At 68.9% G+C, this 26,033-nt stretch carries 22 protein-coding genes and 1 pseudogene; 8 read left to right on the top strand and 15 right to left on the bottom strand.

Annotated features, from left to right (window positions below):
- Window positions 1-104 precede the first annotated feature (104 nt).
- Window positions 105-1,097: an alpha/beta fold hydrolase gene (locus ACWD68_RS38535; protein ID WP_451811127.1), complete on the bottom strand. Its 993-nt coding sequence runs from the start codon at window positions 1,095-1,097 to the stop codon at window positions 105-107.
- On the opposite strand from ACWD68_RS38535, the gene ACWD68_RS38530 reads away from it, so the two are divergent.
- A complete protein-coding gene (locus ACWD68_RS38530) occupies window positions 990-1,238 on the top strand; it encodes a hypothetical protein (protein ID WP_451811126.1) in 249 nt (82 codons plus the stop codon). The two genes, ACWD68_RS38535 and ACWD68_RS38530, sit on opposite strands and share 108 nt — an antisense overlap.
- A gap of 833 nt (window positions 1,239-2,071) precedes the next feature.
- Here ACWD68_RS38530 and ACWD68_RS38525 read toward each other — a convergent pair.
- Entirely contained in the window at window positions 2,072-3,247 is a 1,176-nt protein-coding gene (locus ACWD68_RS38525) for a hypothetical protein (RefSeq protein WP_451811124.1), read from the bottom strand.
- 635 nt (window positions 3,248-3,882) lie between these two features.
- On the opposite strand from ACWD68_RS38525, the gene ACWD68_RS38520 reads away from it, so the two are divergent.
- Window positions 3,883-4,005: a hypothetical protein gene (locus ACWD68_RS38520; RefSeq protein ID WP_451811123.1), complete on the top strand. Its 123-nt coding sequence runs from the start codon at window positions 3,883-3,885 to the stop codon at window positions 4,003-4,005.
- A 53-nt stretch (window positions 4,006-4,058) separates the two neighbouring features.
- Here the strand turns inward: ACWD68_RS38520 and ACWD68_RS38515 are convergent, their stop codons facing one another.
- The 6 genes from ACWD68_RS38515 to ACWD68_RS38490 all read right to left on the bottom strand — a co-directional run bounded on the left by ACWD68_RS38515 (window position 4,059) and on the right by ACWD68_RS38490 (window position 10,557).
- The gene (locus ACWD68_RS38515) at window positions 4,059-4,292 is read right to left on the bottom strand and encodes a helix-turn-helix domain-containing protein (RefSeq protein ID WP_451811122.1); all 234 of its coding nucleotides are present in this window, start codon (window positions 4,290-4,292) and stop codon (window positions 4,059-4,061) included.
- Entirely contained in the window at window positions 4,279-4,869 is a 591-nt protein-coding gene (locus ACWD68_RS38510) for a Uma2 family endonuclease (protein ID WP_451811121.1), read from the bottom strand. The genes ACWD68_RS38515 and ACWD68_RS38510 overlap by 14 nt, the downstream gene beginning before the upstream one ends.
- Before the next feature lie 505 nt (window positions 4,870-5,374).
- Window positions 5,375-6,205 (bottom strand): AfsR/SARP family transcriptional regulator, encoded by an 831-nt coding sequence (locus ACWD68_RS38505; RefSeq protein WP_451811120.1) that lies wholly within the window; start codon window positions 6,203-6,205, stop codon window positions 5,375-5,377.
- 1,476 nt (window positions 6,206-7,681) lie between these two features.
- On the bottom strand, window positions 7,682-8,410 hold the full coding sequence (locus ACWD68_RS38500; RefSeq protein WP_451811119.1) for a ScbR family autoregulator-binding transcription factor: 729 nt from the start codon (window positions 8,408-8,410) through the stop codon (window positions 7,682-7,684).
- Window positions 8,411-8,422: 12 nt separating this feature from the next.
- A complete protein-coding gene (locus ACWD68_RS38495) occupies window positions 8,423-10,015 on the bottom strand; it encodes an acyl-CoA carboxylase subunit beta (protein WP_451811118.1) in 1,593 nt (530 codons plus the stop codon).
- Between the two features lie 251 nt (window positions 10,016-10,266).
- Window positions 10,267-10,557 (bottom strand): hypothetical protein, encoded by a 291-nt coding sequence (locus ACWD68_RS38490; protein ID WP_451811117.1) that lies wholly within the window; start codon window positions 10,555-10,557, stop codon window positions 10,267-10,269.
- 313 nt (window positions 10,558-10,870) lie between these two features.
- Here ACWD68_RS38490 and ACWD68_RS38485 point away from each other — a divergent pair, with 313 nt between their 5' ends.
- Window positions 10,871-11,893, top strand: coding sequence for a ScbA/BarX family gamma-butyrolactone biosynthesis protein (locus tag ACWD68_RS38485; RefSeq protein WP_451811116.1), 1,023 nt, complete (start codon window positions 10,871-10,873; stop codon window positions 11,891-11,893).
- 182 nt (window positions 11,894-12,075) lie between these two features.
- Here the strand turns inward: ACWD68_RS38485 and ACWD68_RS38480 are convergent, their stop codons facing one another.
- From ACWD68_RS38480 to ACWD68_RS38470, 3 genes and pseudogenes are all read right to left on the bottom strand, one after another.
- Entirely contained in the window at window positions 12,076-12,309 is a 234-nt protein-coding gene (locus ACWD68_RS38480) for an integrase core domain-containing protein (RefSeq protein ID WP_451811125.1), read from the bottom strand.
- Window positions 12,310-12,330: 21 nt separating this feature from the next.
- Window positions 12,331-12,683: pseudogene (locus ACWD68_RS38475) on the bottom strand (DDE-type integrase/transposase/recombinase); the annotation flags it as partial.
- 262 nt (window positions 12,684-12,945) lie between these two features.
- The gene (locus ACWD68_RS38470) at window positions 12,946-13,254 is read right to left on the bottom strand and encodes a transposase (RefSeq protein ID WP_451811115.1); all 309 of its coding nucleotides are present in this window, start codon (window positions 13,252-13,254) and stop codon (window positions 12,946-12,948) included.
- A 736-nt stretch (window positions 13,255-13,990) separates the two neighbouring features.
- Here ACWD68_RS38470 and ACWD68_RS38465 point away from each other — a divergent pair.
- Window positions 13,991-14,947, top strand: coding sequence for a hypothetical protein (locus ACWD68_RS38465; protein WP_451811114.1), 957 nt, complete (start codon window positions 13,991-13,993; stop codon window positions 14,945-14,947).
- Between the two features lie 52 nt (window positions 14,948-14,999).
- On the opposite strand, the gene ACWD68_RS38460 is transcribed toward ACWD68_RS38465, so the two are convergent.
- The 4 genes from ACWD68_RS38460 to ACWD68_RS38445 all read right to left on the bottom strand — a co-directional run bounded on the left by ACWD68_RS38460 (window position 15,000) and on the right by ACWD68_RS38445 (window position 17,321).
- Window positions 15,000-15,224: a hypothetical protein gene (locus ACWD68_RS38460; RefSeq protein ID WP_451811128.1), complete on the bottom strand. Its 225-nt coding sequence runs from the start codon at window positions 15,222-15,224 to the stop codon at window positions 15,000-15,002.
- The gene (locus tag ACWD68_RS38455) at window positions 15,143-15,481 is read right to left on the bottom strand and encodes a transposase (RefSeq protein WP_451811113.1); all 339 of its coding nucleotides are present in this window, start codon (window positions 15,479-15,481) and stop codon (window positions 15,143-15,145) included. Before ACWD68_RS38455 ends, ACWD68_RS38460 begins: the two co-directional genes overlap by 82 nt.
- A gap of 54 nt (window positions 15,482-15,535) precedes the next feature.
- Window positions 15,536-15,736, bottom strand: a complete 201-nt coding sequence (locus tag ACWD68_RS38450) for a transposase (protein ID WP_451811112.1) — start codon at window positions 15,734-15,736, stop codon at window positions 15,536-15,538.
- A 139-nt stretch (window positions 15,737-15,875) separates the two neighbouring features.
- Entirely contained in the window at window positions 15,876-17,321 is a 1,446-nt protein-coding gene (locus tag ACWD68_RS38445; RefSeq protein ID WP_451811111.1) for a CHAT domain-containing protein, read from the bottom strand.
- Window positions 17,322-18,649: 1,328 nt separating this feature from the next.
- Between ACWD68_RS38445 and ACWD68_RS38440 the strand changes: the two genes are divergently transcribed.
- From ACWD68_RS38440 to ACWD68_RS38425, 4 genes are read left to right on the top strand one after another with little or no spacing between them, the layout of a single operon-like run.
- Window positions 18,650-19,576, top strand: a complete 927-nt coding sequence (locus ACWD68_RS38440; RefSeq protein WP_451811110.1) for a hypothetical protein — start codon at window positions 18,650-18,652, stop codon at window positions 19,574-19,576.
- A gap of 6 nt (window positions 19,577-19,582) precedes the next feature.
- On the top strand, window positions 19,583-22,660 hold the full coding sequence (locus tag ACWD68_RS38435) for a hypothetical protein (protein ID WP_451811109.1): 3,078 nt from the start codon (window positions 19,583-19,585) through the stop codon (window positions 22,658-22,660).
- Window positions 22,657-24,279 (top strand): hypothetical protein, encoded by a 1,623-nt coding sequence (locus tag ACWD68_RS38430; protein WP_451811108.1) that lies wholly within the window; start codon window positions 22,657-22,659, stop codon window positions 24,277-24,279. The genes ACWD68_RS38435 and ACWD68_RS38430 overlap by 4 nt, the downstream gene beginning before the upstream one ends.
- Window positions 24,280-24,290: 11 nt before the next feature.
- The gene (locus tag ACWD68_RS38425) at window positions 24,291-25,289 is read left to right on the top strand and encodes a hypothetical protein (protein WP_451811107.1); all 999 of its coding nucleotides are present in this window, start codon (window positions 24,291-24,293) and stop codon (window positions 25,287-25,289) included.
- Window positions 25,290-26,033: the final 744 nt, after the last annotated feature.

Below are 26,033 nucleotides of genomic sequence, written 5' to 3'. Positions count from 1 at the left end.
ACGGCCGCCTTACCGCCGGACGAGTGTGAGCCGATCAGCCCACCGAAGAACCTGTAGGCCAAGCAGACGAACCACACCTGATTCCTGATAGACCCTCCACTGACCTAAGTCCCACCGGGCGGGGTGCAGGCATCTCGGTACAGCGGCTCGGGGCCGTTTGCCGTGAGCCGTGCTCCCCCGCATGCGCACGGTTGGTTTCGCAGCGGGGAACGAACAGAAGTGACGCGGCGCCGAAGGGAACGGCGATGATGAAGAACGGGATGCCGTAGTTCGTGGTGCTCGCGAGCATGGTGGGCAACTGCGTTCTCCCCAGGTGACCGCGTGACGCGCGGTGCCGCAGCATACAAACACCCGCGGGTGCCCGGACCGCGGTCCGCGTCCCTGCTCTCGGGTCGAAACACCGCGGGCCGCATCGTGATCCCTCGGCGAGGGAAGGCCGGAAAGGCCGCAGGCCATGGCTGTGGCGAGGCGAGGAAGTCCCGGACCGCGTCCGCGAAGCCGGCCGGGTCGTCGACGTACAGGAAGTGGTCCGTGGCCAGTTCGACCAGACGCGTGCCCGGCCGCCGGCCGGCCATCTGCGCCGCCTGCCGTGCCGATAGCACACCGCCCCGGGCGCCGCGTATCAGCAGGGCCGGGCAGGCGGAGCCGGTACCGTCGGCCCAGTGGTCGCCGTGGACCTGGCTCTCGGATGCGTGGATGTCCTTGGGGTGAAAGCGCAGGCCCCACGTTCCGTCCAGCCGCTTCACGAACGGCGGATTCGAGGAAGGGAGCGAAGGGGTCCAGTTGCGCCACGAACGCCTCCCGGCCGGGGCAGGTTCCCGCGGAAGGTTCAGCACGAACGCCAGTGGATTACCGCCGTCCAGACCGAGTTCGGCACAGCCCTCGCCGTTGACCAGCGCGCTCACGCGCTGGGGGTGGCGGGCGGCGAACTGGTAGGCGTTGATCGCGCCGAGCGAGTGGCCCACAAGGACCGCGCGGTCCAGTCCCAGGTGGTCCATGAGGGCTTCGAGGTCGGCGAGGTAGCCCTCCCGGCTGTAGTCGGCCGCCCGGTCGCAGTCGCCGTGGCCGGACTCGCCGACGAGGAGTACGACGCACAGTGGAAGGCGTGCCGCGAGGCGTCTGCCGCGGTGCAGGCCGCGATCACCGCGCACGCGACCGAGAGCGGGGCGAGCCGGTACGACGTCGAGCAGGCGGTCAAGCGTGCGGCACGGCGCATCGAGCAGGATCCCACGGAGTAGCCGCCATGCGTTGAATCCTCCCCCAGCCAAGGCAGGGGGATTCCTGGCTCACGCCGCCTGCGGGTCAGCGACCCGGCAGGTCTTCCGCGATCAACACCAGCCGGGTTGAGACCAGCCCGGTTCGATACAGCAGAGCTTGGGGGTGCAGGTGCTGTCCTGGCTCTCGATCAGCACGGTGTGTCGATCAGCACGGTGTGGGCGCTTGGTTCTCGCACCGCACGGCGTGCAGCCTGCCCAATCAGGGGGACGGTGTTCCGCCCTGGAGGCGAAATCCCGTTTCCTGCCCTGCTCCGCAGGAGTCCGGACGGGTGAGGACTTCGACTTCGACGACGCCCATGAGATGCACCGCCGACTCCCACGGCCCGCCGCCCTCTGCCTCCGCGACACCACGCGCTGACGGAGGCCATCGTGGTCATCCGTCTCGCGACACCCATGGCTCTGCCGGCGTTGTTCATCGCCGCGGCGGCCCTGGCGGCACTCGCCCGGGGGCCGGGTGCTCTCCGTGGCGTCAGCGTGCCCGGCCGGCGGTCCTGCGTCCTGGCCTCTGCGGCCGGGGGCTGCCGGCGCTCGCCTTCAGCGCGGGCGCGATGGCGGCCGGCCGGCTGGTGTTCGCGGGCTCCGGATCCCGGACGCCGGTGAACGCGGCGTAGGTCGGGGCCGTGTCGCTCAGCTCCGAAATCGTCCGGGCCGGCCGGCGTTCTGCGGGCGGTGTCCGGCCGCAGGGGGCAGGTCCTGGCTGGATCGGCGTTCGCGCGCTGCCGGGCCACGTTCGCGGGGCGGGGCCCGAGAAGCCCTGTGTGGCTGCGGTCCCGCGGATGTCCTGATGTCCCAGGTCAAGGGGCTGTGGTGAAGCGGACGATGACGGGGCGGGAAGGGAACGTACGGCTGCTGACGGAGCCCACGCCCCAGACCTGCCCGGTTCCCGGGACTGCGGTGTAGTCCGTGAGGTGGAGTTTCTGCCGGCAGCCGCCCTCACCGAGCCTGCCCGGCCGGCCGGCGAGGCAGGGCGGCTGGGTGATCCGCTCTTGCCCGCCGGACAGGGTCATATAGCGCTTGGGGGTGAGCATGATGGCGTTCCCGGCCCCGCCGGTCACCCACGGCTCCCCGTCGTCCTCGCTCCACCGGGTGCCGTCCCAGCGCAGTGCGAGCCCGGCGGAGTACGCGTCGTTGTCTCCGCCTTCGCTGGATACGGTGCCGAAGGCGCGCACGTCGTGGGCCGACAGGGCGACAACGCGGGTGAGTTCGCCGTCATGCGGATCGTCCTTGGGTCCCGGCGGCATGGAGGGCATGGTCGCCTTCGTCCAGGTGTGGCCGTCCCAGTGCATGGCCGCGGGGCGCGCAACCTGCTCCCGCGTCAGGCTGAACCCCACGGCCCACAGGTCCCGCCCCGATTCCCCTCCCAGGGCCTGCGCCGTGCCGGGCAGCCGGAGGAGCTGCCAGTGCCGCCCGTCCCAGTGCCAGGCGGTGTCCGAACCGTCTACGGCCCAGACGTCCCCGGGGCCGAAGACGGCGACGTCTCTCACGACTTCGGGGAAATCCCGGGGAAGGTCCACGGCCTGCCACGCCGTTCCGTCCCAGTGCGCGGCGAGTGGCGAGCGGCCCCCGCCGGGGTTCGTCGTGGCGCCCGCGAAGAGCCACACGTCGTGCGGCCCGGCGGCGTCGAGCCGGACGCAGGGGAGGTCATCGAGGTGGCGCAGCGGGGGCGGGAGGTCGTAGGGGCGCCATGTCTTTGCGTCGTAGTGGAAAAGGAGAGTCTTCTGGATGTCCACCCACCCGGTGACGGGACTCTTGCCGATGGCCCAGGCATCGTCGGCGGAGGCGGCGGCGATGTCGGCGAAGGCGGCGTTGGTGTTCTTCCCGGTGTAGTCGTAGCGCCAGGCGGCTCCGGTGCGGTGGTCACTCGTGCCGGCCCCGCGGGAGGCATTCTGGTGCCCGCCTTGCGGGTTGCCGCATCCGGCGAGCGTCACAAGGGCCGTGCAGAGGGCGGCGATGCGGCGCCAAGTGGGCATGTCGTTTCCCCCTGGGGTGACGGGCGTTACGGCTGGCGGGTGGGGGAAGTGGGCAGGATTCTATGTGAGGCCGGGCCCCCGTGACAGCGGTTGGTGCAGGCAGGACGGTGGGGGACGGAAGGTGCGGATCATGGTGCCGGCCGGGGTGCGGTACGGGTGCCTGTGCCGGCGGTGCCGGGGCGATGGCCGCAGACGAGCCGCGCGTACCGGAGGTTCGTGCGGCACGCGGTGCTCGTTTGGCCTGTGGTCTCCGGTCCGGTGAGGAGCGCGTGTTGGGCTGCCGGCGGGTGCCGGCGCCTGTGCTCCTGCGGCCCCCGGTGAAGGCGAGAGGGGCTCGGATCCCGAGCGTGCGGGAGGCCTGCTCGGCAGCCTCCGCGGAGCGCCGAGCGGCCTGCCTCGTGCCCCGGGCCGGCCGGGACGCCGTGTTCTTCCCGCCGCTCCGGCCCTTCCGCGTTCTGACCGGACGTCGGGGATGCCGTGGAAACCACTGCCGCCCGGCAGCTCCTGCCGGCCGTCACCGGCAAGGGCGAGACGGTGATCCGGCAGGCACGCGAGTGGCACGAGCGTCTGGAGCCGACGCGGGAACGGGTGCGGCCCGCCGATGTCGCCGGCCGGCCCCTGTACGCCCCGACGACATGGCTGTGGCCGTGGCCCTCTTCGGCGACGAGGCGTTCCGCGAGGCCGGCCGTCAGCTGATGACCGAGATGCGGACCACGCCCGACCCGGGCCGGATGCACCTGGACGGCCCCGGGGAATGACGCGGGAGCATCAGCCGCGGCCAGCGGCCATCAGGGCGCCTGCGCAGACAGCGCTATCGGGACGCGATGACCGGCGCGTTGCTGAGCTCGACGGTGTCACCACCGATGTCGGCCATCAGGCGCAACCTGCCGTCCACAGCTGCGAGGTAGCGTTGGATGGTAGGCAGCTCCAGCTGCTGAAACGGCGTCCGTTCGATCCGGGAGACGTTCGATTGCTGGATCCCCATGAGGGCCGCCACCTGGACTTGTGTCAGGCCTTGGGCTCGACGCAGCTCAGCGAGGGTCATTGCCGGTCCCGCTGTCGCCGTAGCGGGTGAACCCGCTGGTGTCGATCCGCCACGGGCCGATCTCGACGGTCTTGCCGAACGGGTACTGCCGATGCGCGGCATAGCTGGGGCTTTCGGGAGCGGCGTAAGGCTCGGAGTGGGCGTGGACTGTCCCGTTCCGGGGATCGACGATCAGATAGTGCGGGATGCCCATGGCCGGGTAGTCGCGGAGCTTTCCCTCGTAGTCGTTCTCCGGATTTGCCCGCGAGACGACCTCGCAGACCATGAGAACGTCGCTCGGCCGTGCCGGATCATCCCGCTCGAGGAGGTCTTCGTGAAAGACCATCAGGTCCGGGACTCGCCTGACACCGAGGGATGCGTCCTCCAGGTCGGTGTCACCGTCGGCGAGGTAGCCCGGATTCGTGTCGGGAAGCTGAGCATCGAGCTGGGTCCGCAAGGACCGTACGAGGCCCAGATGCCGGCCGACGGGACTCATCATCATGACGATCTGGTCGCCGGTGATTTCCAGCTTCCAGGGCTCACTGCCTGACGCGGCGAGCAACTGGTCCGCGTAGTCCCGCATCCGGCGATAGTCCATTCATAGACTATATCACCGGAGGAATATCACCCCAGTGGCCGAGGAGACCGCGTCGACCGCAGCGGTCCTCGACCGGCCACCGGCGGATCGTTGCGGAACTCGCCGTTGCCGGAGCACCGCTTGGGGCCGCGGCCCCAGCCGATGAGGCGCTTGTTGCCGGCGCACGGCTACGGGCTGCGCCCGCAGGGTCTGCCGGGAGCGGTCGCGGATGCGGGCGGACTGCCGCGTGATGGACCGGACAGCGAGGCCTGTCCGCATCAAGAGGAGCGGGACCGTGGTGGGGCTCTGCCGCGAACATCGACCACGTCACCCAGGCACCCCCAACGCCCCGGACATCGAGAGGTCCTGACAAAGGCGGGCCGATCGCCGGTGTGGGTGAACCCCTCCCTCCCGGACGGGGGGTCATCGGGAGGGAGGGGCCGCTGGGACGCGGCACCGGCCGCAGCCGGCCGTGCGGGCGGGCCCCGGGACCGGGACGGGGTGCCGCGACGGGGCGCCGGGGCGGTCAGGCCATGCGGCCGACGAGGCGTGCGGCCGGGTTCTCGGGTCCGGCGGTGAGGGTGGGCTCGGGGTGGGCCATGAGGATCGAGCGCTGGAGCCTGCCGAGCGCCGTGGACGGCTCCAGGCCCAGTTCCCGCACCAGCGTGGTGCGCAGGCGCTGGTAGGCGTTGAGGGCCTCACCGCGGCGGCCCGAGCGGTACAGGGCGAGCATGAACTGGCCGTGCAGGCTCTCGTGCATCGGGTACCGGCTGACCAGCACGGTCAGTTCGGACAGCAGCCCGCGGTGGTTGCCCAGCCGCAGGTCGGCCTCGATGCGCTGGTCCAGGGCGCACAGCCGGGTCTCCTCCAGCCGGCTCACCTCCAGGGTGATCTGGCTGCCGGCCTGGACGTCGGCGAGCGCGGTCCCGGTCCACAGCGACAGCGCCTCGCGCAGCCGCTTGGCGGCACCGGCGTAGTCCTCCGCGTCCATGGCCCGGTAACCGGCACCCGCCCGGCGTTCCAGCTCCTGGAAGTCCAGCGTGCCGCCGCGGGTCTCCAGCCGGTAGCCGCCCGGCAGGGTGACCAGAACGTCCTTGGCCCGGACACTGCCGTCACCACCGCGCCCCAGCGCCTCGCCGATCAGCTCGCGCAGCTGCAGGATGTAGGTCTGCAGCGTGGTCCGGGCGCTGCGCGGCGGGTTCTCGTCCCACAGCTCCTCGATCAGCGTGGACACCGCGACGACGTGGTCCGCGTTGAGCGCGAGCAGAGCCAGCACCTGCCGGGGCTTGGGCGCGGTCGGCGCGATGGGGATGCCGTGCTCCCGCACCGACAGCGGGCCCAGTACTTCGATGTCCATCGTTTCTCCCCTGTTGGATGCAGGCAGGTCAGCGCGTGCAACGGGGTCAGCGCGCCGGCACCGGAGCGGGCGTGCTGCGGCATCTGGCCCACCCCCGATAAAAAAACAGCATAGGCGGTTTGTCAATCCGGTCGGACAGTATCTCCTCCCCGAACTTCCCCCGCCTTGCGGCGAAAGCACCCGCCGCACCCCCGCCCCACACCCGCCCACCACCCACAACAGATTGCGTTCGCAATGTCTGCGGCCGGGCGCCGGAGTCGCACGCCGCCCCGGAGGACGGGCGCGCCGCCCGCCCTCCGCCGCACCCGCGCCCGGCCGGCCCGGCGGACACCGCCGACCTCGCCACACGGGCCGCCGACGCCCGCACCATCAGCGGAAATGGCCCCGTGCGGTGGACTGCTGACGGTCCGGGACCCCGGGGGCCCAGCCGGCGCGCGGTCGCGAGCGAGGGGCGGGACCAAGGGCCGGCGACCGGACGGCCCCACCGCCGCACCGCCCCGCCCCGGGGGCGGGTGCTCCCGCCATTCCACGGTCACTTCCCATACGCAATCACCACCCGCCGGTGCGGGAGGCGAGGTCCCGCCCGCCTCCCGCCCCGGCTCCACGGGCCCCGGCCCCCGGGGTCCGCAGTTGGAACGGCGGTCGCGGCACACCGGAGCCCACAGAGAGGACGGCAAGGGAAGAGAACCGAATCCCTCTAAAATCAGACCGGACGGTCTGTTCAGTGTGGGGTACAGCAGTCCAGACCCGGCCACAGAACCGCGGTCCGGCCCCCGCCCTATGGGGCGTGGGGGGTGGGGCGTGGCGCCGCACCCCGGCCGCCGCCGCCCCCGGCACCGCCCGCCCGCCGGCAGGCCCGCTCACGGCCGGGCCGAGGCCGGGAGGCCGGTGCTGAACGACTGGTGCCCACCGGGGTGCGGTCCTGTCCGGCCGGCGCCCGACGAGCCGGCCGGTCGGGGCGGCCGGTCGGGGCGGCCGGTCGGAGGTGTGCGGTCGGCCGGGCAGGCCCGCACCCCGGACGTCATGTCCGGGGCACGGGCGCGGCGTCAGGGGCGCGGGCCGGTGTCGGGACGTGAGGTTGCCTGTCCCGGAGCGCGGGCGCGGCGCCCGGGGCGTGGCCGCCCTGTCGGGGACCGTGGAGTGTCTGACCCGGAGCTCGGGCGTGGGCGCGTGCTCGGGCGTGGGCGCGTGCCCCGGAGCGTGGCCGCGTGCCCCGGGGCGTGGCCGCGTGCCCCGGGGCGTGGCCGCGTGCCCCGGAGCGTGGCCGCGTGCCCGGGGCGTGGCCGCCCTGTCGGGACCGTGGAGTGCCTGACCCTCAGCGTGGGCGCGTGCTCAGGCGTGGGCGCGGTGTCCGGGACGTGGGCGTGGTGTCCGGCCGGGGATCGGCGGGGCCGGGCCGGCCGGGGTGTGCGGGTGTCCGGGCAGGACCGTGCCCCCGGACGTGTTCCGTGCCGGGGGCGGGGGTGTTGGTGGTGGTCAGGGTCCGGGGTGTCTGCGGGGGGTGCCGGTCGTGGCGCCGGTGATGTCGGCGGGGGTGTTGGTGATGTCGGCGGTGGTGTCCGGGGCGGCGGCGGGGCTGTGGCGGTGCGGGGGGCGGGTTCCGGCGGCCTGCAGGTGTGCCAGCGAGGACGGTGCGGCCAGGCGGGGCAGCAGCAGCCGCCAGAACCGGGTCAGGGTGCGGTAGGAGAGCCATTCGGCGTCCTGTGCTCCCAGGACCTCGAATCCCACGGTCGCCGCGACGACGGCGACGACCGCGTCGTGCGGCACCACCGCCTCGGCGAGTTCGCCCTCGCCGTCGGCGCGTTTGAGGGTCGACTCGACCCACTGCTTCCACTGCCCGCGCAGGTCCCGTTCGCCGGTGTAGAGGTGTTCGGAGCCCAGCGCGAACCCGGCCCGCAGGACGGCGTCGCCGCCCAGCGTGGCGGCCAGTTGGTGGGTGGCGTCCACCAGGCACTGCAGGGCCCGGCCGGGCTGCTGTTCGCCGTGCACGGTGATGCGGGTCAGCCGGTGCGCGGCAACCTGTTCGACGGCGCCGGCCAGGGCGGCCTTGCTGGCGAAGTGGAAGTGCAGCGCCCCGTTGCTCACCCCGGCCCGGCCGCTGATCGCGGTGAGCGAGGCGGTGCGGTAGCCCTCGCGGTCGAAGACCGCGGCGGCGGAGTCGATCAGCGCCTCGCGCGTGCGCAGCGCGCGTTCCTGTCTGGCCATCGTGGTGCTCCGTTACTGCGGCGGGTTGCCGTGCTTGCGGGAGGGCAGGTCGGCGTGTTTGGTGCGCAGCATCGCGAGCGAGGCGATCAGCACCTCGCGGGTCTCGGCGGGGTCGATGACGTCGTCGAGAAGGCCGCGTTCGGCCGCGTAGTAGGGGTGCATCAGCTCGGCCCGGTACTCCTTGACCATGCGGGCGCGCATGGCCCCGGGGTCCGCGGCCTGGGCGATCTGGCGGCGGAAGATGACACCGGCCGCGCCCTCGGCGCCCATCACCGCGATCTCGTTGGCGGGCCAGGCGTAGGTGAGGTCGGCGCCGGTGGACTGGGAGTCCATCACGATGTAGGCGCCTCCGTAGGCCTTGCGCAGGACCAGCGAGATCCGCGGCACGGTGGCGTTGCAGTACGCGTAGAGCAGTTTCGCGCCGTGGCGGATGATGCCGCCGTGCTCCTGGCCCACCCCCGGCAAGAAGCCCGGCACGTCCAGGAGCGTGAGCAGGGGGATGTTGAAGGCGTCGCAGGTCTGGACGAACCGGGCCGCCTTCTCCGAGGCCGCGATGTCCAGCACCCCGGCAAGATGCCGGGGCTGGTTGGCGACGACGCCCACGACCTGGCCGTCCAGCCGCGCCAGCGCGCAGATGATGTTGCGGGCCCAGTGCTCGTGGACCTCCAGGAACTCGCCGTCGTCGACGAGTTCACCGATCACCTCGGCCATGTCGTAGGGGCGGGCGCCGTCCTCGGGGACCAGATCCGCCAGCACATCGCCGCGCCGGCCCGCCGGATCCGTGCACACCACCCGCGGCGGGCTCTGGCGGTTGTTCTGCGGCAGCATCGACAGCAGGTAGCGGACCTCGGCCAGACACGTCCGCTCGTCGTCGTAGGCGAAGTGGCACACCCCGGAGGTCTGCGCGTGCACGTCCGCACCGCCCAGCGCGTTGTGGGTGATCTCCTCACCGGTGACCGCCCGCACCACGTCCGGGCCGGTGATGAACATCTGCGAGGTGTCCCGGACCATGAACACGAAATCGGTCAGCGCCGGACTGTAGGCCGCGCCTCCCGCACACGGACCGAGCATCACCGAGATCTGCGGGATCACCCCCGAAGCCCTCGTGTTGCGCTGGAAGATGCCGCCGTAGCCGGCCAGCGCCGACACGCCCTCCTGGATCCGGGCCCCCGCCCCGTCGTTCAGCGACACCAGCGGCGCCCCCGCCGCCAGCGCCATGTCCATGACCTTGTGGATCTTCGCCGCATGGGCCTCGCCCAGCGCCCCGCCGAAAATCCGGAAATCATGCGCGTACACGAAGACCGTACGGCCCTCCACCAGACCCCAGCCGGTGACCACCCCGTCGGTGTAGGGCCGCTTGGCCTCCAGACCGAACCCGGTCGCCCGGTGCCGGCGCAACTGCCCGACCTCCGTGAACGAGCCCTCGTCCAGCAGCAGACCGATACGCTCACGGGCCGTCAGCTTGCCCCTGGCATGCTGCGCCGCGGTCGCCTCCTCACCCGGACCGGCCAGCGCCTGCGCCCGGATCGCCTGCAGTTCCGCCACGCGCCCGCGCGCGTCACCGCCCACCGGCCCCAGCCGGTGGGGGGCAGTCGTCATCGTCATGTCAGGTCCCCTCCTGGGACAAGGCCGAGGAGGTCCCGCCCCGGGTCCGTACGTGGACATTAACAAACCGCTGAAGCGGTTTAAAGTTGTTCTGCTCAAGAACCGCTCGAGACACCGCCGGCCCGGCCGCCCGCAGACCGGCACGGACCGACCCCGGACACACCCCGCAGAACGGCACGGACGGCCCCGGACACACCCCGCACAGCGGCACGGACGGCCCCGGACACACCCCGCGCCCGCCCGAAGGAGCGTCAGCACCAGCCGCCCGGCGCGGCGAAATCCCCCGGACGCCGCCACCAGCACGAAGCCGCACCGGCCCCACCCGCCCACAGACCCGCCCACCCGTCCGCAGAGCCGTCCGCGGGCCCGCCCGCAGAGCCGTCCGCAGAGCCGTCCGCAGGCCCGTCCGCCTGCCCGGCGGCCTTCGCCGCGGCCCGCGCACGGGCCGCGGCGAAGGCGAACACCACCGCGGCCAGGGCCGCGAGTTCGTCCTCACCGGCCTGTCCGCGCTCGACCCGCAGCACCGCATCCCCGCCACTCACCGACCACCCCCGTTCCCCGACCGTGCAGCCACCGTCCGCCCGCCCGCTGGAGAACCGCACGCGCCCCGCTCGAGATCCGCTCGCCCCCCGCACCACGGCACACCCGCGGCCACCCCCGCACCCCGACGCCCCAGCTCACCGGCCGCGCCCGGACACCCCCTCACCCCGGACCCCGGCCCATTCGGAGCAAACCGCTCCATTTCCCGCGGACAGGACCTCGCGGAGAACCCTAGAAAGTAAACCGGGTGGTCTGTATCTTCCTGATTCTCAGCGAGCACATCCGACGCCAGGCCAACGCAGCTCAGGGGGAAACATGTCCATGACCACGTTCCGCACCGGGCCCGCCCCGATCCCCGCCGCACCCCGGCCCGCCCCACCGGCCCACACCGGCCAGCCCCCCCGGTTCCCCACCCTGACCACCACGGTGCCCAAGGAACTCGTCCACCGCGCCAGCGTCGCCGAAGTCCTGCTCACCGACTGGGCACGCACCGGGACCGACCGCTTCGAGGTCAGCGCCCAGTGGCCCCGCGGACACAGCTTCTTCACCCCCGTCCAGGGCCGCCACGACCCCCTCATCGCCGCCGAGACCTTCCGCCAGGCAGCCATCCTCCTCGCCCACACCGAATTCGGCGTCCCCCTCGGCCACCCCTTCCTCATGCACAACCTCACCCTCGACACCCACCCCGAACACCTCACCGTCGGCACCGCACCCGCCACCATCACCATCACCATCACCTGCCACGACGTCACCATGCGACGCGGCACCGCATCAGCCATCCGCTTCGAAGCCACCTTCCACCGCGACGGACACACCATCGCCACCGCATCAGGCTCCTGCACCGCCACCACACCCGCCGTCTACGCACGCCTGCGCGCCAACCGCCCCACCACCACACAACCCCACCCCCTCACCGCCCCCCTCGCCCCCCAGCACACCGGCCGCACCTCACCCGCCGACGTCGTCCTCTCCCCCACCCACCAACACCACCACTGGCTCCTGCGCACCGACACCACCCACCCCGTCCTCTTCGACCACGCCGTCGACCACGTCCCCGGCATGGTCCTCCTCGAAGCCGCCCGCCAAGCCACCCACGCCACCCTGGGCCAGAACACCTTCCTGGCCCACCTCGCCAGCACCTTCCACCGCTACACCGAACTCGACACCCCCTGCACCATCGAGGCCCACCACCAACCCCAACCCACCCCCCACACCACCCGAAACCACCCCACCACACACCACCCCCACCCCACCACACACCACCTCCACATCACCGCCCACCAACACAACACCCCCGTCTTCACCGCCACCATCACCACCACCCAACAGACCACCTGACAACCACACCCACCACCACCCAACCCACAACACCCACAGCCAGTTGGCCCACAACAACCACACCGGCCCACGCCACACACACCCACACCAACCGGCCGACCCCCACACCCAGCCCACACACACCACACCACACCAACCCGCCTGGGCTTGTTCCGCTTTGACGGACACCGTTGGTGTGGTGGTCAGGCTGCGAGTGCGGTCTCGTAGTCGGCGGGACTGCGATAACCGAGGCTGCTGCGCAGTCGGCGCAAGTTGTACCAGCCTTCGATGAAGTCGAAGATCGCGGTGCGGGCGGCGGCCCGGCTGGGCCAGGAGCTCGTGTCGAGCAACTCCCTTTTGATGGTGGCGAAGAACGACTCCGCGAGCGCGTTGTCCCAGCACTGCCCAATGCGCCCGACGGACAGGTGAATGCCCAACCCCTTTGCCAGGAAGGCGAATTGCTGACTGGTGTACTGACAGCCGCGGTCCGAATGGAAGATCACCGGGCGGTTGGGGCGACGCTGCCGGCAGGCGGCCGTCAGGCATCGGTGACCAGCTCGGTTCGCAGGTGGTCGGCGGTCGCCCAGCCGACCACACGGCGCGAGGCGATGTCGATGACGGTGGCCAGGTAGAGCCAGCCCTCCTCGGTCGGGATGTAGGTGATGTCGCCGCACCTGCGGGCATCGAGCCCGGCCCGGTCGGGCTGGAAGTCCCGGACGATCAGATCGGGCCGCAAGGCAGCCCGCGGATCGGGGATCGTGGTCAGGTGCCGTCGTCGGCGATGCCGTCCCTGCAGCCCGGCGGTCCGCATCAGCCGCGCGGACACGATGGCGGCCGCATCCGGCGCCCTCCCGCTTGAGCAACGGCATGGACGCGCGGGACTCCGTAGGTTCCGCGCGACCGCGTATGGACCTCGGCGATCTGCTCCGTCAGCTCAGCGTCACGGACCGCCCGGGGGCCGGGTGTGCCGATACGGCGGGCATAGAAGGCGGCACGGGAGACCTGCAGCAGTTCACACGCCCGCTTGACGTTGTGACCGTCTCGCTTCTCCGCCTCGATGAACGGGTGCACCGTCACCGGGTCTCCTTCGCGAAGAAAGCCGTGGCCCGCTTGAGGATGTCGACGTCCTCGCGTAGCCGGCGGTTCTCCCGCCGCAGTGCGGCCAGTTCCTCTCGTTCACTGCTGGTCCGACCATCGCGTTCGCCCGCGTCGGCCTCGGCCTGGCTGACCCACAGGCGCACCGCGGTCTCGGTCAGGTCGAAGTCCTGGGCAATCTGGCCGACCGAGCGGTCACCGCGTCGGCACAGCTCCACGATCTCAGCCTTGAACTCCGGCGTAAACGAACGGCGAGGCCGAGGCTTCTTCTTCCCCATGCTCTCCATGATGGACATCCTTCCGGGGCAGAACCCCTGATCTCAGATGTCCGTCAAAGCGAATCAAGCCCAGAGCAATGCCGACCGCTCCAGTGCTGACATGAGTTCTGCTCGCATCCATCGGCGACGGGATCCCAGGACGTAGGTATCGGAGACGTCCGGTCGGCCCAAGCAGCGCAATCACTTGAACTCCCTCATGGCACGTGGTGCTGGGACACAATACGCCTCGCGTGCTGCCTGCATCGACTGGTGACGCCGTGGCGTATGAGTCGGGGCCCTCAAGGTCCGCATGCATCTACTGCGCCTGCCGCACGCGGAAGCCTTGGAGATGGCCTCCCTCGGGGATCCGATCCACGGTCAGCCCTGCGCTGAACAGGTCTACGGTGCGGCCGCCGAGCTCGACGGTGGCCACTTCCACAAGCACAGCCTTCCGGACTGCATTGCTGATTCGCTGCACCACTTCGTCAGGAAGGTCGATCCCCTCAGTATCGACTCGGAACTGCTGCCCGCCATGACAAACATTGAGCTGAGCCGGCCGCTACCGCACGGGTCCTCTCGGGTTGCCACGAGCCGCAGGCGAGCACGTCGTTCGTGCCGACGAGTGAACCTGCGAAGCCAGCTTGAGGCGCTTTGTGAAAGATTAGGACCGGCCACGCCAGGAGCTGCGGCTGTGCGCCTTCTGGGGCACCCTTACGTATGGGAGCTTGCATTTCTCCGCGGAATCTACCGCCAAGGAGGCGTTGCGATGACCACCGAGGACGGCAGCCAGGTCCCCCGGAGGGTGGGAGAACCACCGTCGGGTAATCCAAGACGAGAGCCGACAGCTCAGACAGAGCAGGTTCTTGGCGACCTGCCGTTGGAGCGACTGTTCGCTAGGGCCCGGGAGAAGGGCTTGCGTGATTCCTCGGCGCCAGCAGAGGCAGTGCAAGAGGCTGCTCCGGAGGTGAAGAAGATCCCGGTCGGCGTTCGCCCACACAGCGTGGCCGTGAGCCCGGACGGAACCCGCCTCTACGTGACTAACTTCGGTGACGGCTCCGTGTCAGTAATTGACCCCTACCGCGAGGCGGTGGTTGCGACTCACCAGGTCGGCGAGAGCCCGTACGGTGTGGCGGTGAGCCCGGATGGAACCGACCTTTACGTGGCCGCCACGGGCCCAGGCACTGTGACGCAGTGCAGCATCTCTGGCGATGACCTCGTCCAAGATGGCTCCATCCTCTCTGCGGATGACCACAGCAAGAGGCCATACGGCATGGCAGTGGGCCCGGATGGAAGCGTCTACGTGACGCTAGCCCTGTCAGACACTGTGCTAGTGACTGATAGGTTCCTCAAGAACCCTACGAGTATCCCGGACGTCGATTTCCCGGTGGGTGTGGTGGTAAGCAAGGACAATGCCCGCCTCTATGCGACGAATTATTTCTCAAAGTCCGTGTCGGTGATCGATGTCTCCGGCAAGGCCGTTGTTGCCACGATCCCGGTCGGCAACGAACCTTATGGTGTGGCGATGAGCCCGGATGGAACTCGCCTCTACGTGGCCCACTTCCCAGGCACAGGGTCCGTGTCAGTGATTGATGTCTCTGGCCAGGCCGTTGTTGCCACGATCCCGGTCGGCAACAGCCCGCGCGGGGTGGCCGTGAGCCCGGATGGAACTCGCCTGTACTTGACCAACTTCTTCGCCGATTCCCTATCGGTGGTCACCCTGTAGCCGTCGGCTCAATGCTTTCTTCACACGTGGCATCGTGGAGGACCGCCCGCGATCAGCTCGCGGGAATCTTCTTGCTCTGCGCGACCGCGCCTTTTGACCGCCGACCTGCGGGAGGACGCGCATCCGCCTGCGCAATAGATCCTGCCCCACCGTACGCGAGCCGGTCCATCGCCAACCGCGTGCGCAGCGCGCTGGTTACCGGCGCCTTGAAGATGGCCACCGTGACCCGCGGCAGCCTGGACGAAGCGAAAACATACCCCGGATCGAAGCGCTGCATCGGCAGCGACGGGAGAACAGCACCACGGCGCCATCACGGTCGCCGACGCTGGCCGGGCTCACGCAGGTGACAAGGACGGTGCCCCAAGTGTCAACGAGCAGGTGACGCTTGACGCCGCTGACCTTCTTGCCGCCGTCGTAACCGTGCAGGCCACCGCGTTCACTGGCCCGGACGCTCTGGCTGTCCACGATGGCCGCGCTGGGAGTGGGATCACGGCCGAGCTGCGGCCGCTCGCGTGCGCGCAGCGCCGTCAACATCCGCTCCCACACGCCTTCTTGCTGCCATTGCCGCCAATAGTGGTAGACGGTCTGTCACGCTGGCAGGTCATGCGGCAGCAGTCTCCAGGCGCAGCCGGCCCGCAGCCAGTACGCCAGCGCCTTGAGGATCTCTCGCCGGGCGTGTTTCGCCGGCCGACCACCGGGCCTGTCCGCCGGGACCAGCGGACGCAGGGTCTCCCACTCCGGATCTGGATCAGAAAAATCCGTCGAGTAACGGGTACGCAGCCCGCACACTCCAGCCCCCGAAAGTGCGACGCCGCCCCGCTACCAGGCAACTTGCCCCGCTGACAGGCTTTTCAGGCGCCCTCTAGTCCTGAGCACCAGGCGGATGGGGTGCGCCTCGTGAATTCCGGCCGCCGGCCGTTCGCTGCCCTCAGATGCCGAGATGGATATAGGGCGCCCACAGCAACGGCTCTCCAGGGCAGATCTGGCGCAGGCGGGTGACGGCATGGTGCAGGGCGTACGGAGCACGGGCCGCCTCAGGCCGGTCGGTACAGCCGGGCTCATCGGGATCGGGATGGGAGAGGTGAGCGTAAACAATGTCGGCCATGGCGGGGGCCGCGGCATCAGAGATGCTCCAAAGGGTGGCCAGCACTTGCCGGTAGCCGATGAGTTGCAGAACGGCAGCCAGATGGAGCGCCTCGTCCAACAGCCTGAGGTCACCGGTGGCGGTCTGGCAAGCAGCGAGGAAAGCCAGGTCGGCCTCCCTCAGATCGAGGGTGGCGAGATCGGCCAGGATAAGCGGCTGATCATAAAGGAGGAACGCACTGCGGGAGGCATCAGTCGGGTGCTGTATCCCATGGCAGGACAGGTGCAGCCACGTATGGTCGGGCAATGCCTCCAGGACGGACTGGCGGGTAGCAGTGAGGTCGAGTAGGTGGGTGGCGAACTCGGGCGTGGACAGATGGCCGGCCACTGCTTGGAGTTCTACGGGGACCGCAGGCAGCGCTCCGGCGCTGGCCGCGTAGCTCGGGGCCGCCGAGACTCCCACGGCCAGTTGCCGCACGCGATCGGGGGCGGGCCGGGCGCGGGTCCGGATCAGAGTGGTCAGGGTGGAGGTGTAGGAAGAGACAACGCGGCCGACCACGCTGTGGGTGATGGCGGCGGCCTCACCCATGGCCGAGTACTGGGGCATCGTGCGGGGGTGGCGGCCGGCAGCGTGCAACGGCAGCACCGACGCGGGTCCAGTCAGACACCACCACACCCTTGGCCGGTCTTCGATCCTCCCCTCGGGAGTCTGAGTGTGGCCGAGGACGGTGAGGACCGGCTCAGCAATGGCCTGCCATGCCCACTCCAGGACATCGAACACCCCATGTCGGTCGGCTTCCTTCGTTTGCCAGTCCGTGGAAGGGTCTGCGGCGCGGAACTGGGCGCGGAGTACGGTGTTGGCGTGCTGGACGACGGTCGCCATGCTCGCGGCCGGCAGGTCCACCACCACAACGCCAGCGTTGGGGTGCTGCACAGCCGCCGCGGTGACGATCAAAGCGTGGCTGCCGTGCCGGCTGATATTGACGACAACCACCGCGCCGTCGGGGGCTGCCGCGCGCAGATCGTTGAACGGTACTGGCCGCAGGAAGTGCCTGAAGCCCTCTGTGAGACGAATCTGATCCACTGTGGCGTCCCAGTCCCGGGCAGCCCGGCGCCGCTCATTCAGCAAGTCACTCTCAGCGCCGTATACCTGGGCAATGTCACCGGCCGTATCCAGACCACTGCCCCGGCTAGTGGAGGCGCTGTTGAGGACCGCGCGGGCCTGTTCCAACGTCACGGCCAGATCCGGAGCCCGTTCCTGAAGTGCGGCCAGATCCTCGCGCAAGTGCAAGGCCTGAGTCTTGGGACCCGGGCTTGTGGAGGAACCACCTCTTCCAGGAAGCGGGTCTTCCGGTAGATGCCCAAGCGCACAGCTCTCGGAAGAAGTTGACACCAAAGAGCGATAAACCAGCAGGTCAGAGCGGCATTGATGAAGTGGAACTCTTCCGATGGCGCGACACGGTGCCCGCGACCCGGCTTGGGGCCGCAGGACGCCACCTCGCGAAGTCACCCCCACGAGAACCGGTGTGACCTGCGGTAATGCAACACTTTCCCGAGGCTTGAACCACGTCCCCAGCAGCGCTCGTCAGTTCAGCTCACGTCCCGCTACGCGCCACAACAGGACCGCCGCCGACCTCACCCAGGGAATCCGGCACGTGAGCCGTTGCCCTGCCCAGACAACGTCAAGGTCGTCAACAACGATGAGGACGTTGTCCAGCCGCTGGATCGCCATGCTGATCTCACCTGGTGTTTGTACGGCCCCATGGCCACATCCACCCCGTGGACGGAGCCACCGAGCCGTCCCGACAACCGTGACAGCATCGTCCTCGGGAACACCCGGGCACACGCTGGCGCGCTAGCCGCCCCAGATGACCAGGACCCGCGGTACGCAGTGGTGAGTCGGTCTCTACTGATGAACGGGAAGTGTTCGGGCCCCAACGGGAGCCGCAGGACGTGCCGCTCTCCGGAGCCCCCGGGGCGGGCGCGTACGAGCGCTGCACCCAATTGGGCCACGCCCTCACCGCCGCCGGCCTCGCCTCGCCTGGACCGACGACGACAACCAAACCGCCTCGAGCTGCTCACGTACGCCGTCACCGACCAGCCCGTGAGACGCCGGAGACGACCGACGACACCGTTGAGGTCCACGCCTGCACCCGGCACGGCAGCAGCGACATTTGCCGCGCCCGGACCTGCAGACCGGCCCCCGTCGACTCACCCACTTCTCAGGCACTTCGGCCCCTGTCACACCAGCCTTCGACAGGGAGGCTCCATGGGTGCTGCATCGCCCGCTTCCGTGCGATGGCAATCTACCGAGGCTCTTTGCTCACCAGCCTGCTCCTCGTCGGTTCCGTCGCCGTCACCATCGACCTTTCGCGGGTTCCAGGGTCGGATCGACGCGGTCCTCCTCAACGTGTGACTACGTCGAACTACGGACGGCACGGGCCGCGTGGACACATCGAGGCGCGCGCATCCCAACTAAGCGCGTTAGACAGCTTATTGAGGTTATCTAAGCCTCTTTGAGACCTATCTGGTCAAGTCTCCTTTGTCTTCCTATGCTGTGGTTCCCGGGCCGCCGCAGCGGCTCAGGCCGCGAGCAGGGTCCGCGAGGGGAGCCACGCCATGCCGCCCAGCAATCGCAAGGGCACCGACAGCGCTATGGAGAAAGGACCGGGCCGGGGTAGTCGCGTCATCACAGACGAGGCGTCGTTCGAGGCGCTGACCTCGGAGCCCAGCCAGATCGCGGCGCTCTACTTCTACCTGCAGATGGACCACGTGGTGTGCGCGGCCCACCGGGTCGCGCTCTCCTCGGTGGAGCGCCCGCAAATGTACACGAGGCTCCACGAGAAGACCTCCGCCGGCCAACTGGCCCGGCTCCGGGCCCGCTACGGGCACGACGAGCACGTACCGAACCGCGCCCAGCGTGCGGCAGTCTTCGAGGGCGCCTTCCAGGAGTCGGCGACCCCTGCGATGCGCGGCACCGGGGACTTCAGCTTCCCGAAGGAACGCGACCTTCTTCTCGACGCAGCCTGCAAGTACGCCGAGCGCGTCTACGACACAGGTGTCGACCTGCTGCTCGCCTCCGTACGCAACGCCCTGTTGCCGCTGCAGTCCTATCTGCAGGGTCTGCACGGCGACACTCTCGTATGGAGCGTCGAGGAAACGTTGGGCGGCATCACCCGGCATCTCGCCTATCCGGTGCTGCACGATGCGGGTATCAGTGCCGTCTTCGGCGTCACCACTCCCCCGTCCGAGAACTGGCCGTTCATCGAGGACACCAACGCCGACCGGCTCCTGGAAGAGATCGACCGCCAACTCCCGCTGCCCGATCAAGAGTTGTTCCAGCACGCAACCCGGGCCGTGAGCAGCAGCCGGCATCGGGTCGCACTGCGCGGGGCAGAGGCGATCGCTGCCATCCTGGAGTTCCCGCAGAATGGCCCGGCGGAGCAACTCGTCGACCTCACCTCAAAGTGCTACCTGTGGGCCACCGCCCTGCGCGGTCTCGGCCCCGCCCAGCAGATTCCGCAGGCCCCCGAATACGCCGGGTGAGCGGGCGTGCCCGACGACGGTGACGTGGGGCCGCAGGAGTCGGAGCGCCTCGCCATTCTCGATTTCCTCGTCGTCCGCCCGCCCCGGGCACTCGACCCCGGCGTGCTCGGCCGCTGCTATATACGGGACGACCTGATCGTGCTGCGCGACGGCAAGGCCGTACGCGTGGACACCGATCTGCACTCACCGGACAGCCCGTCCAGGATCGGGCGGCTCGTGTACGAGAAGGTCTGCTGCGAGTGCCACCGCACGTCGGACAAACCCCCGTCACGCAAGGACGACAAGGCGGGGTGCACACCGCCCCCTTCCACAGACCCGGCCATGCAGGACCTGTTCGAGTCGCTGCTCGGCTTCCTCACCCCGCGCAAGGCGCTCGGCTGCCACGAGGAGAAGGAGGAACGGGGGTACGAGCCGCTCGACATCGCCGAACTGGAACGGCACGCTCATCTGAAACTGGGCGGGGTCTACTACGTCCTGCCCGACACCCTGGAACAGATACTCAACGTCCCGCTGATCGACCGGCTGCCCGCCATATTGAAGGTGTTACGCAAGGCGGCGGACCGCACCGGGACGGCGCTGCCGCCGTGGTTCCGCCGCGACGTGGAGCTCGCGCTCGGCGGACCGAGCATCGTGCAGACAGTACTCGACGGGCCGGTGCACAGCGTGGGCTTCGCGACAGCGAAACGCATCCTGTTCGACACCCTGTTTCTGCTCTACATCCTGCGCCGCTGGGCCCCGCTCGACCTGTCGGGGATCATCGACGGCCTGCGCGCCCTGCACCTCCTGGAGCACATGGTCAGCCAACCCCTGTCCAACAGCGAGGAGCTGCGGACCCTGCTGGCCGCGAAGCCGATCATCCACCCGATGTTCGCCCGGCTCTTCCGCTACTGCGGCACTCCCTTCAACGAGCTCAAGCCCGTGGGCGTGGCCGATCTAAAGGTCGTCAAGCAGTGGCTCATCGGGTATCGCGTCGGCGAGATCTCCGACATCCACAACGTGATGCTCGGCGAGGTCAAGAAGCGCCACCACCGGGTCCTCAGCAAGACCGAGGACGTGTTCTCCAGCACGTCTGAGGAGGAGTCCGAGACCACCACGGACACCGGCTCCACGGCGCGCTTCGAGGTGAAGAACGAGTGCGAGCGGGTGGTCAAGGAGCAGCTCGGCGCCAACGCCAACCTCAGTCTGAGTTACGGCCAGGCACCCAGCGTCGTCGTGAACATCGGCGGCGGCTTCACCTGGAGCAGGTCCGAGGACAAGACCGACAAGGCGGCGCTGAACTTCTCCCAGGAAGTCGTCAGCAAGGCGGTCAGCCGGGTGCAGTCCCGCACGGTGCAGCTGCGCTCGATGACCAGGCTGCGTGAGGTCGAGGAACGCAACGAGCACGAATTCCGCAACGTCAAGGGCCAGGGGCACGTCTCCGGCATCTACCGCTGGGTCGACAAGGAGTACTGCGCCCAGGTCTTCAACTACGGCCGCCGGATGATGTTCGAGTTCGTCCTGCCCGAGCCCTCAGCGTTCTGGGTCCAGTCGCGGCTGCGGCAGCACGAGGCGGAACTGCCGTGCCCCGAGCCACCGAAGAAGCCCGACTACGAAACGGTGAGTCCGGCCTTCGTACCCAGCCAGATCACCCCGGAGTACTTCGCCGCACTCCAGCAGAAGTACGGCCTGTCGGGGGAGAGTTACCCGGTCATGGACAAGCGCGTCACCCTGGTGAACACGGAGACGAACAAGGCGATGTTCTCCCGCGAGAGCATCCCCCACGACCGGCACATCATCGTCGACACCTACCAGGCCCGGGTCGAGGGGACCCAGGGCTACGAGGTGGCGACCGTCCGGCCGACCGGACGCATCCAGTACCGCGAGGTCGACAAGATCGACGGCCCCGAGAAGGACCAGACGGCCTGGTTCGACCGGAACCTCTTCCACGTGACGATGAACGGCTGGGACCTGATCCGCTACGACGACTCCACCCGCGAAACCGCGCACCACCTGCTGCAGCCGCCCCACAAGGACGCCGCGCCCGCCGAAGCCCCGAGGGTCCCCGTCGACGGGGACCTGCTCACGCTGTCCTTCTCGCACCAGGACTGCACGGACTACCACATCGCGCTGACCCTGATCCTGAAGAAGAGCGATGCCGCGCTGGCCGCCTGGCAGCAGAAGATCCACACCGCCGTCCAGGCCATCGAGCAGAAGCGCGTCGACGCGATCAATCAGGAACTGGAGCTCGACTACCGCTCCCGGATGACCGACTACCGCAACCGCGTCGCCGAACTCAGCGCCGTACCCGTCGCCGAACTGCTGCGCGGCGGCCCGGAAGCAGTGAACCGGGAGACCATCCTCACCGAGCTCAAACGCCAGTGCCTCGCCATGATCAGCAAGGAGTTCGACGAAGACGACGCGGACGACCTGCTGACCGGTATGCAGACCATGGGAGGCAGGGACTTCCAGGCCGATACCACCCGGGCCAAGGTGACGGAGGTCAAGGACCAGCCGACGTGCGTGACCTTTGTCAACGGCCCGCGCAAAGTGACGTATCCGCTGCCCTGTCTGGAGTCCGCGCGGGAGAAGGGCCGGCATATCCAGTTCCTGGAGCAGGCCTTCGACTGGCGGCAGATCAGCTATGTCTTCTACCCGTACTTCTGGCGGGTCCCGGAGCGCTGGGTCGAACTGAGCAGCCGCGCGGAATCCACGGACCCGCACTTCGAGGCGTTCCTGCGGGCAGGCGCCGTACGCGTGCTGGTCCCGGTCTCCGATCAGTACGACGACTCGGTGGAGCACTTCCTGTGCACCAGGGAGCCGTGGTTCGGCGGGGACGCCCCGGTCATCGGCGACAAGCTCTATCTGCCCATCCACGAGGAGCTGCGCAGGCAACAGGACGACCGCTACCACGCAGTGCCGGAGGGCGAACCTTGGTCGTTCATCGTACCGACGACGCTGGTGTATCTGCATGACAGCAAGGACCGGCTGCCGGATCTACGGGCCGAGCGCGCGGAACAGGACAAGGCCGTGAACAAGGAGAAGAAGCAACAGCCCGCCGACAAGCTGCCGCTGAACGGCCACACCACCGTCCCGGTCAGGCCGTGATGTTCACGTACGCGGAAATGTGGCCGTGTACGCCCACGTCGCTCACTCGCGGCCAAGACCCGTTCGAACTGCCGTCCTCGGACGGCGACTCGACGCTGGCCGGGCGGCTCAAACGGCTGTACGCCGAGCGGGCTCGCTCGTACGAGAAGGAGTTGGAGTCCCTGATCAGGTTCCGCAGCAGCACGGTGGCCGGGGGCTCGTCCCGCTCTCCCGAAGTGCTGATGCCGAAGTCCACAGCGGACAGCGATGAGATCTATGCGCTGGTTCTCGACCGCGGGCTGTACCGGCAGCTCTTCGACCTCTACGCCATGGGGGGCTGGAGGGCCGTCGCAGCCGCGGCGGAGCTCGTGAACACCAAGGCCCGCACGGAGGACCCGCTCTGGGAGTTGGCCTCGAAGTTCTTCCGGTTCACCGAGAACGTGCTCTATCTGCTGATACGTGAGGCGTTGATCGAGATCGAGCGACTCGCCGCCGAGCGCATCACTCTGCAGCTGTCCCAGGCGTCCATCGAACTCACCAAAGCCTGGAAACGGTTCGACTTCCACCGAATCGAAGTCGACCTGCCGGTGGGTGACTTCAGCTACGTCAAAGGCAAGTTCTGGCAGATCCGCGACCGGAAGTTCGCGGACGCCCTGTTCAAGGCCATGAAGGAGGCATACCACGCACGTCTGGCCGCCGACCGGCTCGCGGCCGGGAAATCCGGCCCACAGGGGGTGGTTTCGATCTGCGACACGCTCTATCAGCAGATGCGGGCCGTGATCGACCTCAACGCCCCCCTCGCGCTGCTCGCTCTGCAGGGCATGACCGAGAAGACCAAGCAGCGGGATCTGGAGCACGACTTCGGGCGGCTCCTCAAGGAGCTCTTCGACCGGGCCGACCGGCTGGGTGCCGGCATCGACTCGACGAAGGGCACAGCCAGGTGGATGCTACCCACCGGACCTCCGGGGTCGGATCCGCACAGCCTGCCCACCGTGGTCGGGGAGGTCGAGCACGTCCTCCCGCCCCGTCTCGGACCCGAGGGCCGCCTCATTCAGCTGGCCCTCGACGAACTCGACGACACACCGAGGGGTGCCCGCTGGTTCCCGCTGGTCTGTGAGTCCGTGCTCGACACCCTCGTGGAGGACCGCACGATTCGCCGGGACAGCTTCGCGTATGTCGTACGCAACAACTACGTGTTGGAACTCAGCCCGCAACTGGCAGAGCGCTACGAGTCCTCCAAGGGCTGGACGAAGTTCTGGAACGGGTTCAGCAAGGCCGCAGCCGGTCTCTCCCTGATCCTGCTCGCTACTCCGGCCGCCGAGGTCAGCCCGCTGCTCCGCGGCATCGCGGCAGCGGGCGACCTGATCCTGCTCGCCTACACGGTGCACTCGACGGTGGTCCAGCTCGCCCTGCTCAACGAGACACTCTCGTCCGCGCTCATGGCGCCGGGCGCGCTGGCCCTGCCCGCACTCGCCCGACTCGGTGAACTACGTGCCTACCGAAGAGAGTTCGTCGACAGCATCCACGAGAGTCTGCTGCTCGCCGTTCTGCAGCTGGGCCCAGGCCGCTGGGCCGAGGTGAAGCCGCTACTGCTCGCGTACGGGTACTACGGCGATCTGTGCACCCTGTTCGGAGTCTGAGGGGCGGGCCCGTGGTAAAGAAATACGACCTCTCATACGTGGCCGCCCCGAAGCTGATCCACACCGTCGAGCTGCTCGACGCCAAGGGCCTGTCCATCAGCGGAGTGAGCAAGGCACCGGACGTGTTCTTCACCGCCGTCCTGCGCGATCTGCGCATGATCATGGGCGAGGCCCCGAGCCTCATGCGCACCCAGCAGATGCGCGCCCTCTTCCCGCTGCTCGTCGCCGGCAGCAAGGCCCTGCACATCGATCCCCGGCTGCTCAGACTCAAGAGTCATGAGGCGGTCGCGCACTGGTTCCTGCGCCTGACCGAGCGGGTGGACTACGCCGCATACACGAGGGCGGAACTGGCCCTGAAGAGAACCGGTTTGCGCGGGGTCTTTGGCGGTGAGGGCTTCGAGCTTCTCGTGCACGGGCACGCGCCGCTCAACCGGAAGCTCGACGGCCGGGCCGAGATAGAACGGCGTGCCATGAACAGGCTGGTGGAGACCAGGGAGATCGGCCTCGTCGATGCGCGTGGCGATCCAGTCGAGGGCCTCGTCGGGAAGTTCGACGACGTGCGCACGGGCTACGACGTCTGGATCCACACACCGGGCCGGAAGGTCAAGTTCGTGGACACGCTCCGGCTTTCACTCTTCAAACCGGCCAAGGGCGTCGAAGTCGAAGCCCTGTACCTGGGACTCCTGGCCGGCGCAGAGATCAAGATGCCCGGCGCGGCGCGGTCGGTGGGCCAGCAGATCGCCCGGATCCGGGAGCGGTTCCGCCGCATCATGTGGCTGGAGCTGACGGTGCCAGGCGTATACCAATCGGCGCTGTTCGCCCCGCAGCAGATCGTGTTCAACGGCACCGCCACGAAATTCTCCGCGATCGCCCCCGGCGAGATAGAGGGCGTGATCACGAAGCGCATAGCCACCACACTCACCAGCGAGGAGCTGAAGTTCGATCAGTTCCACATGGACGTGGACGTAAGGGAATTGATGCGGCTCATCGACCTACTCTTCACGATCTGAACGCCGCCCCGCTCACCCTGTCAGCCTGTTCCTGGCGAGGCGTCACGAACCCGCGCTCCGCTCCGACATGAACCACGCCCAGGCGTGCGGGTTCTCGTTGGATCGCCTCCTGGAATCTGCGAGCTCGCGTGCTTCCGAGCGTACGGCACAGAAGATCCGCTGCCAGGAGCAAGGCCACCAGCATGCTCAAGAGCAGCTGATCGCGGTCGGAGCCTTCGCGCAGGCACACGGCCTGGATGCCAAGGATGCATGCCCCGTCCGCAGGCGGCTTCGCCCGCCCCTGCCCGACGCCATGGTCGGGCCCTGGAAGGCGACCATGCTCTGCAGATCAAGGTCCGTTCTGAATTTGTGATCGCGGGGTCGGGGCTTTGCGGTCGGCCATCTGTTCGAAGACGGCCGGTTACCTCGTCAGCAGACAGGGCAGACCGCACCACCTGGTGACGAGACGGCTGCCGACGCCCGATTCCATCGCTGCGTCGGCGGAGGCCGCGTATCCGCTGACATGGAGTGGAAGATGCTGCCAGATACGAGCCGCTCGCCCCGACTCGCTGAGCTGGTCGGCAAGCTCGCACACAACGTTGCCGGGCCCTGTCCACATTCTGAAATCACGCCGCCGGCTGGCCAACGGCCTATCGGCTCGTCAGCGGGATTGAGGTTCCCCCGAGATGCGGAAGATGCTGACAGCGGGTCAGATGGGACTCATGAGAGGAACATCGACCATGGCTGCCCCCAGAAAGTACTCGC

It is taken from the genome of Streptomyces sp. NPDC005141, from assembly GCF_053599975.1.
Note: the sequence above shows the minus strand (reverse complement) of the source record. Positions and strands in the feature narration are given on the sequence as shown.

Excerpts from the sequence above, each read along its gene's own strand:
- ACWD68_RS38525 (WP_451811124.1), bottom strand. The coding sequence starts at position 3,247 with ATGCCCACTTGGCGCCGCATCGCCGCCCTCTGCACGGCCCTTGTGACG.
- ACWD68_RS38520 (WP_451811123.1), top strand. The coding sequence starts at position 3,883 with ATGGCTGTGGCCGTGGCCCTCTTCGGCGACGAGGCGTTCCGCGAGGCC.
- ACWD68_RS38515 (WP_451811122.1), bottom strand. The coding sequence starts at position 4,292 with ATGACCCTCGCTGAGCTGCGTCGAGCCCAAGGCCTGACACAAGTCCAG.
- ACWD68_RS38510 (WP_451811121.1), bottom strand. The coding sequence starts at position 4,869 with ATGGACTATCGCCGGATGCGGGACTACGCGGACCAGTTGCTCGCCGCG.
- ACWD68_RS38505 (WP_451811120.1), bottom strand. The coding sequence starts at position 6,205 with ATGGACATCGAAGTACTGGGCCCGCTGTCGGTGCGGGAGCACGGCATC.
- ACWD68_RS38500 (WP_451811119.1), bottom strand. The coding sequence starts at position 8,410 with ATGGCCAGACAGGAACGCGCGCTGCGCACGCGCGAGGCGCTGATCGAC.
- ACWD68_RS38495 (WP_451811118.1), bottom strand. The coding sequence starts at position 10,015 with ATGACGATGACGACTGCCCCCCACCGGCTGGGGCCGGTGGGCGGTGAC.
- ACWD68_RS38485 (WP_451811116.1), top strand. The coding sequence starts at position 10,871 with ATGTCCATGACCACGTTCCGCACCGGGCCCGCCCCGATCCCCGCCGCA.
- ACWD68_RS38470 (WP_451811115.1), bottom strand. The coding sequence starts at position 13,254 with ATGGAGAGCATGGGGAAGAAGAAGCCTCGGCCTCGCCGTTCGTTTACG.
- ACWD68_RS38465 (WP_451811114.1), top strand. The coding sequence starts at position 13,991 with ATGACCACCGAGGACGGCAGCCAGGTCCCCCGGAGGGTGGGAGAACCA.
- ACWD68_RS38460 (WP_451811128.1), bottom strand. The coding sequence starts at position 15,224 with ATGCAGCGCTTCGATCCGGGGTATGTTTTCGCTTCGTCCAGGCTGCCG.
- ACWD68_RS38455 (WP_451811113.1), bottom strand. The coding sequence starts at position 15,481 with ATGTTGACGGCGCTGCGCGCACGCGAGCGGCCGCAGCTCGGCCGTGAT.
- ACWD68_RS38440 (WP_451811110.1), top strand. The coding sequence starts at position 18,650 with ATGCCGCCCAGCAATCGCAAGGGCACCGACAGCGCTATGGAGAAAGGA.